Source organism: Aestuariivirga sp. (assembly GCF_044239095.1).
Lineage (GTDB): Bacteria > Pseudomonadota > Alphaproteobacteria > Rhizobiales > Aestuariivirgaceae > Aestuariivirga.
In genome coordinates this window covers 1-5750 of the sequence record NZ_JBIICB010000268.1, presented here as the reverse complement: position 1 = coordinate 5750, position 5750 = coordinate 1, and the positions used below count along the sequence as shown (strand labels likewise).

The 5750-nt window shown below is 65.1% G+C and carries 6 protein-coding genes; all 6 read left to right on the top strand.

All coding sequences use genetic code 11. The annotated features are described in order from the left end of the window. Nucleotides 1-47 precede the first annotated feature (47 nt). The 6 genes from ruvX (at nucleotide 48) to dprA (ending at nucleotide 5613) form a co-directional block, all read left to right on the top strand. A complete protein-coding gene (gene ruvX / locus ACILRA_RS18710) occupies nucleotides 48-512 on the top strand; it encodes a Holliday junction resolvase RuvX (RefSeq protein WP_395663579.1) in 465 nt (154 codons plus the stop codon). Continuing rightward, complete coding sequence (locus tag ACILRA_RS18705) at nucleotides 509-1444, top strand: AEC family transporter (RefSeq protein WP_395663578.1); 936 nt, start codon at nucleotides 509-511, stop codon at nucleotides 1442-1444. The genes ruvX and ACILRA_RS18705 overlap by 4 nt, the downstream gene beginning before the upstream one ends. A gap of 47 nt (nucleotides 1445-1491) precedes the next feature. Beyond that, on the top strand, nucleotides 1492-2451 hold the full coding sequence (locus tag ACILRA_RS18700) for an aspartate carbamoyltransferase catalytic subunit (protein WP_395663577.1): 960 nt from the start codon (nucleotides 1492-1494) through the stop codon (nucleotides 2449-2451). Then, nucleotides 2448-3743, top strand: coding sequence for a dihydroorotase (pyrC, locus tag ACILRA_RS18695; RefSeq protein ID WP_395663576.1), 1296 nt, complete (start codon nucleotides 2448-2450; stop codon nucleotides 3741-3743). The genes ACILRA_RS18700 and pyrC overlap by 4 nt, the downstream gene beginning before the upstream one ends. Before the next feature lie 173 nt (nucleotides 3744-3916). Next, the gene (gene plsY, locus ACILRA_RS18690; protein WP_395663575.1) at nucleotides 3917-4516 is read left to right on the top strand and encodes a glycerol-3-phosphate 1-O-acyltransferase PlsY; all 600 of its coding nucleotides are present in this window, start codon (nucleotides 3917-3919) and stop codon (nucleotides 4514-4516) included. Beyond that, a complete protein-coding gene (dprA, locus tag ACILRA_RS18685; RefSeq protein ID WP_395663574.1) occupies nucleotides 4513-5613 on the top strand; it encodes a DNA-processing protein DprA in 1101 nt (366 codons plus the stop codon). Before plsY ends, dprA begins: the two co-directional genes overlap by 4 nt. Nucleotides 5614-5750: the final 137 nt, after the last annotated feature.

Here is a 5750-nt window from a genome sequence, read left to right as displayed (position 1 = left end):
TTCTCCCATTGCGTGCCGCAACGGGAGAAGGGACTGAAGGGAGCCAGATGGCCGCTACCGACATCTCACTGCGTGACGCACTCGCCGCCATTCCCGCCGACAGGCGGTTGATGGGGCTCGACCTCGGCACCAAGACCATCGGCGTTGCAACGAGCGACCGGACGCGGATGATCGCGACCCCGATCGAGACCATCGCACGCAAGAAGTTCACCCAGGATGCGGAGCGGCTGCTGGCGATCATCCAGGCTGAAAACATCGGGCTCATCGTGCTGGGGCTGCCCGTCAACATGGACGGGACCGAGGGGCCGCGCTGCCAGTCGACACGGGCCTTTGCGCGGAATTTCGCGAAGCTCTCTCCGGTGCAGATTGTGTTCTGGGATGAGCGGCTGTCCACGGCGGCGGTGGAGCGGATGCTGATTGAGGCCGATGCCTCGCGCGCGAAGCGGGACCAGGTGATCGACAAGCTGGCCGCCGCGTGGATCCTGCAGGCGGCACTCGACTCGCTCAGATGACCACGATCTTTCTTGCCCTGCTGCCGGTCTTCATCGTGATCCTGATTGGTTTCGCGCTCAGGCGGTTCAACGTGATCGGCGAGGCGCAGTGGGCGGGGCTGGACCAGATCTGCTACTTCGTGCTGTTCCCCGCCATCATCTTCAAGGAGATCGCGGCGGCGGATTTCACCGGCGTGCCGGTGCTGCGCATGGCGGGCGCCATGATGCTGGCGGTGGTGGTGATGATCGCCCTGCTCGTGATCTTCAGCAGGCCTATGATGAAAGGTCTGGGCATGGGGGGCCCGCAGTTCACCAGCCTCGTTCAGGGCGCGGCGCGCTGGCACACCTTCATTGCCTTCGCGATTATTCCGCTGCAGTTCGGGCCGGCGGCCCTTTCGCTGGGGGCTGTCAGTGCGGCGGCGATGACGCCGCTGCTCAACATCCTCTGCGTCATCGTGATGGCGCGCTATGCGCATGAGGCGAAGGTTTCGGCCAAGACGTTGCTTCTTTCCATCCTGCGCAACCCTTTCGTGTTTTCCTCGCTGGGTGGCGTGGCGTGGCAATTGTCGGGGCTGGAACTGCCCGGCATGGCGCTGCAGGTGCTGGACATGATCGGGCGCGGCGCGCTGGGGCTGGCGCTGCTGACGGTTGGCGCGGGGCTCAGGCTGGGGGAGGCCATCGCAGGATGGCCACCGGTTGCCACTGCGGTGGTGCTCAAGCTTCTGGCCATGCCGCTCATCATGGCGGGAACGCTGATGCTGATGGGGGTGGAGGGGCAGGCCTTCGCGGTGGCCATGCTGTGCGCGGCGGTGCCCACGGGGTCGGGCGCCTATGTGCTGGCGCGGCAGATGGGGGGTGACGCGCCGATGGTCGCCAACATGCTGACGCTGCAGGTGATCGCGGCGGCGCTGAGCATTCCGCTGGTGATTTACCTTGCCGGTGGAGCGGGCTGAGATGCCGCTTGCGGGCCGGGCGGGAAGTGCTTACACACCCGGCTTTAATGACACGCGAACCCCGTCCGCCGCTCCTCAAGGCCCAGCACCTGCTGGCCATTGATGATGTTTCCTCCCTCGAAGCCATCCGCATCCTCGACCTCGCCGACCGCTATGTGGGCCTGAGCCGCCAGAGCGACAAGCGCCAGCCGGTGCTGCAGGGGCGCACCCAGGTGAACCTGTTCTTCGAGGCCTCGACCAGAACGCAAAGCTCCTTCGAGATCGCGGGGAAACGGCTGGGCGCGGACGTCATGAACATGGCAGTCGCCACCTCCGCCGTCTCGAAAGGCGAGACGCTGCTCGACACGGCGATGACCATCAATGCCATGCAGCCGGATTTCCTCGTGGTGCGGCACCAGTCATCAGGTGCGGCGGAGCTGCTGGCGCAGAAGGTCTCCTGCGCGGTGATCAACGCGGGTGACGGGCAGCATGAGCACCCCACACAGGCACTGCTCGATGCGCTCACCATCCGCCGCCACAAGGAGACGTTCGAGGGCCTCATCGTGGCGATCTGCGGGGATGTGCTGCATTCGCGCGTGGCACGCTCCAACATCCACCTCCTCAACAAGCTGGGCGCGCATGTGCGGGTGGTCGCACCCTCGACGCTGCTTCCGTCAGGTGTTGCGAACTTCGGCGTCGAGGTTCACCGCAGCATGGAAACAGGCCTTAAGGGTGCGGACGTGGTGATGATGCTACGGCTGCAGCTGGAACGGATGACGGGCGCTTTCGTGCCCTCGATCCGCGAGTATTACCGCTTCTACGGCCTCAATGCCGAGACGCTGAAGATTGCCAAGCCCGGCGCGATGGTAATGCACCCCGGCCCCATGAACCGCGGCATCGAGATCGACTCGGATGTGGCCGATGGCGCGCAATCGGTGATCCGTGAGCAGGTGGAGATGGGCGTTGCCGTGCGCATGGCGGTGCTCGATGCGCTGTCGCGCAATATGGATGGCGGAGGTGCTGCATGAAGAGTTCACGCAGGGCCTTCGTGAACGCGCATATCGTGGCCCCGGCCCAGGGGCTGAACGGCGCGGGAGGAATCCTCATCGAGGATGGCTGGATCTTGGGCGTGGGACCCAAGGTGACGCGCGACAGTGTGGGAAGCGGCACATCCGTGACGGACTGCCGGGGCCTGACCCTCATTCCCGGCCTCATCGACATGCGGGTATTCACCGGCGAACCGGGCCTCGAATATCGCGAGACGCTGGCCAGCGCGTCGGAGGCCGCGGCGGCAGGTGGTGTCACGACGATGATCGTGATGCCCAACACGCAACCCATCATCGATGATGCCGCAATCGTCGACTTCATCCTCAGGCGCGCGCGCGATACGGCTTCGGTGAGGGTCGCCCCCATGGCGGCCATCACCAAGGGGCTGGCGGGCGAGATGATGACGGAGATCGGCCTTCTCAAGGAAGCAGGCGCGGTCGCGATCACCGAGGGCACGAAGGCCGTTGCCAATGCCAATGTGTTCCGCCGTGCGCTGACCTATGCCAAGGATTTCGACATGCTGGTGGTGCAGCATGTGGAAGAGCCGATGCTGTGTTCCGGCGTGATGAATGCGGGTGAGGCGGCGAGCAGGCTGGGGCTTTCCGGCAATCCCGCCATGGCGGAAGTGATCATGCTGGAGCGCGACCTGCGCCTCGTCGAGATGACGGGCGCACGCTATCATGCCTCGCAGATTTCAAGTGCGCTGTCGGTCGAGGTGATGCGCGCGGCCAAGACGCGCGGCCTGCCGGTCACCTGCGGCGTCTCGGTGCATCACCTGGTGCTGAACGAGAATGACATCGGGGCCTATCGCACCTTCTTCAAGCTCTCGCCACCATTGCGTTCCGAGGATGACAGGCGGGCACTGGTGGAGGCCGTGGCAGATGGCACCATCGATGTGATCGTCTCCGGCCATGACCCGCAGAGTGCGGACACCAAGCGGCTTCCCTTCGCCGAGGCAGCCTTTGGCGCGGTGGGGCTGGAGACCATGCTCTCTGCCGCACTCGGACTGCATCACAATGAACACATGCCGCTGTCGCGGCTGGTGGAGGCCATGTCATCCCGGCCTGCCGAAATCCTCGGGCTCGAGGCAGGAAGGCTGGCGCCGGGGGCTCCGGCGGATTTCGCGCTGATCGACCTCAACCTGTCGTGGACGGTGGAGGAGGACACGCTGCGCTCCCGCGCCAAGAACTCCCCCTTCGAGCACCGCACGCTGGAAGGCCGCGCGGTGGAGACCATCGTTGCGGGCGAGAGCGTTTACGCTTACGCTCGCTGATAAGAAGGTTCCCTTCTCCCGTCGCGACGCGATGGGAGAAGGTGGCCGACAGGCCGGATGAGGGTCCCTTTCAAGTGGCAGGACTCGCGGACAGAGGCCCTCATCCGCCCTTCGGGCACCTTCTCCCATTGCTGGCGCAACGGGAGAAGGGGAAACTGAACAAGAGGGAATGGATGTCTGCACTCGACATGATCGTTTCGCTGGTCTTCGGCTATCTCTGCGGCACGATTCCGTTCGGGCTGATCCTGACGAAGTCGGCGGGGCTGGGCGATATCCGCTCGATCGGGTCCGGCAACATCGGGGCCACCAATGTGCTGCGCACCGGCAACAAGAAGGTGGCTGCCCTCACGCTTGTTCTCGATGCGCTGAAGGGCACCGTCCCTGCCCTGCTGATGGGCTGGCTGTTCGGGCCGCAGGCGGCGGTCCTCGCCGGGCTTGCGGCGTTCTTCGGGCATCTGTTTCCGATGTGGCTGGGGTTCAAGGGCGGCAAGGGTGTGGCCACCAGCATCGGCGTGCTGTTCGGTCTGTTCTGGCCGCTGGGGCTGATCTTCATCACGGTGTGGATCGTGATGGCCGGGCTGTTCCGCATCTCCTCGCTTTCCGCCCTCACAGCCAGCCTGCTATCGCCCGTGGCCGCATGGGGCGTGGGGCGGAGTGATCTGATCCTTCCTGCCGCCATCATGGGAGTTGCCGTGTTCATCACGCACAGGGCCAACATCGCGCGCATCCTCAAGGGTGGAGAGCCCCGCATCGGAAAGTCCAAGCCTGCATGAAGGGCGCGCTCAGCGACGAGGAGCGCCGTGACTGGCTGCGCCTCTCGAGGAGCGAAAACGTCGGACCCTCCACCTTCAAGACACTCCTAAAACGATTTCGGACGGCGGGCGAAGCCTTGCGCGCCCTGCCCGATCTGACGCGCAAAGGCGGGTTGAGCCGTCCCCCGCGCATCTATGGCACGGAGGCTGCCGAGCGCGACTTGGCCAATGCGGCAGCAATCGGCGCGCGCTTCATCGCCATGGGGGAGCCCGATTATCCGCCGCTGCTGCGCGAAGCGGATACGGCACCGCCGCTGATCTGTGCGAAGGGCGACCTTACCTTGCTTGGGAAAAGTGGCGTTGCTATCGTCGGCGCGCGCAATGCCTCCGCCATCGCGCGGAAATTCACCCGGCAGATGGCGCGGGAGATCGGCGGGGAAGGCCATGTGATCGTCTCCGGCCTCGCCCGCGGCATTGACACGGCGGCCCATGAGGCGTCGCTTGATACGGGCACGATCGCTGTGGTGGCGGGCGGTATCGACGTGATCTATCCGCCGGAGAATGCCGCACTCCATGCGGCAATCGCGGAGCGCGGCGTCATCGTGTCCGAGCAGGTGCCGGGGACGGAGCCCAAGGCGGACTTTTTCCCCCGCCGCAACCGTATCATCTCCGGCATTGCGCGCGCGCTGATCGTGGTGGAGGCCGCGGTGCGTTCCGGCTCGCTCATCACCGCGCGCTTTGCATCCGAACAGGGGCGCGATGTATTCGCCGTGCCGGGCTCGCCGCTTGATCCGCGCTGCGAGGGAACGAACCGGCTGATCCGCGATGGCGCGACGATCCTGCTTTCGGCCCGCGATGTCATCGACCAGCTGACGGATCAACCACGCTCACGGCAGATGAGCTTCTTCGAGCCCGACCCGCCGCCGCTGCTGCCGCGGGAAACCGACCCGGCGGAGGCCAAGCGTCTGCTCGAACTGCTCTCGCCCACCCCGATCGACACCGATGACCTGATGCGGGAAAGCGGCCTCGACGCCTCAACCCTGTCAGCGCTGCTGTTGGAACTCTCGCTCGCCGGGTGCATCACACGCCACCCAAACGGCGCGGTGTCACGCGCCTGACGCGAGAGTGTCCACCTGGTCGGAGGGCGCGCTAGTGTCTTGATCGATAAATATGTATGATCATGCCCTGATTTGATTTGGGGGCATGAGATGGGCAAGCCTGCTGTTAGGATTGTTTTGGAGCCGTCGCAGCGGAC

What these genes read in the sequence shown, in the direction of transcription:
- ruvX (WP_395663579.1), top strand. Translation starts at nt 48, where the DNA reads ATGGCCGCTACCGACATCTCACTGCGTGACGCACTCGCCGCCATTCCC.
- dprA (WP_395663574.1), top strand. Translation starts at nt 4,513, where the DNA reads ATGAAGGGCGCGCTCAGCGACGAGGAGCGCCGTGACTGGCTGCGCCTC.
- pyrC (WP_395663576.1), top strand. Translation starts at nt 2,448, where the DNA reads ATGAAGAGTTCACGCAGGGCCTTCGTGAACGCGCATATCGTGGCCCCG.
- plsY (WP_395663575.1), top strand. Translation starts at nt 3,917, where the DNA reads ATGTCTGCACTCGACATGATCGTTTCGCTGGTCTTCGGCTATCTCTGC.
- ACILRA_RS18700 (WP_395663577.1), top strand. Translation starts at nt 1,492, where the DNA reads ATGACACGCGAACCCCGTCCGCCGCTCCTCAAGGCCCAGCACCTGCTG.
- ACILRA_RS18705 (WP_395663578.1), top strand. Translation starts at nt 509, where the DNA reads ATGACCACGATCTTTCTTGCCCTGCTGCCGGTCTTCATCGTGATCCTG.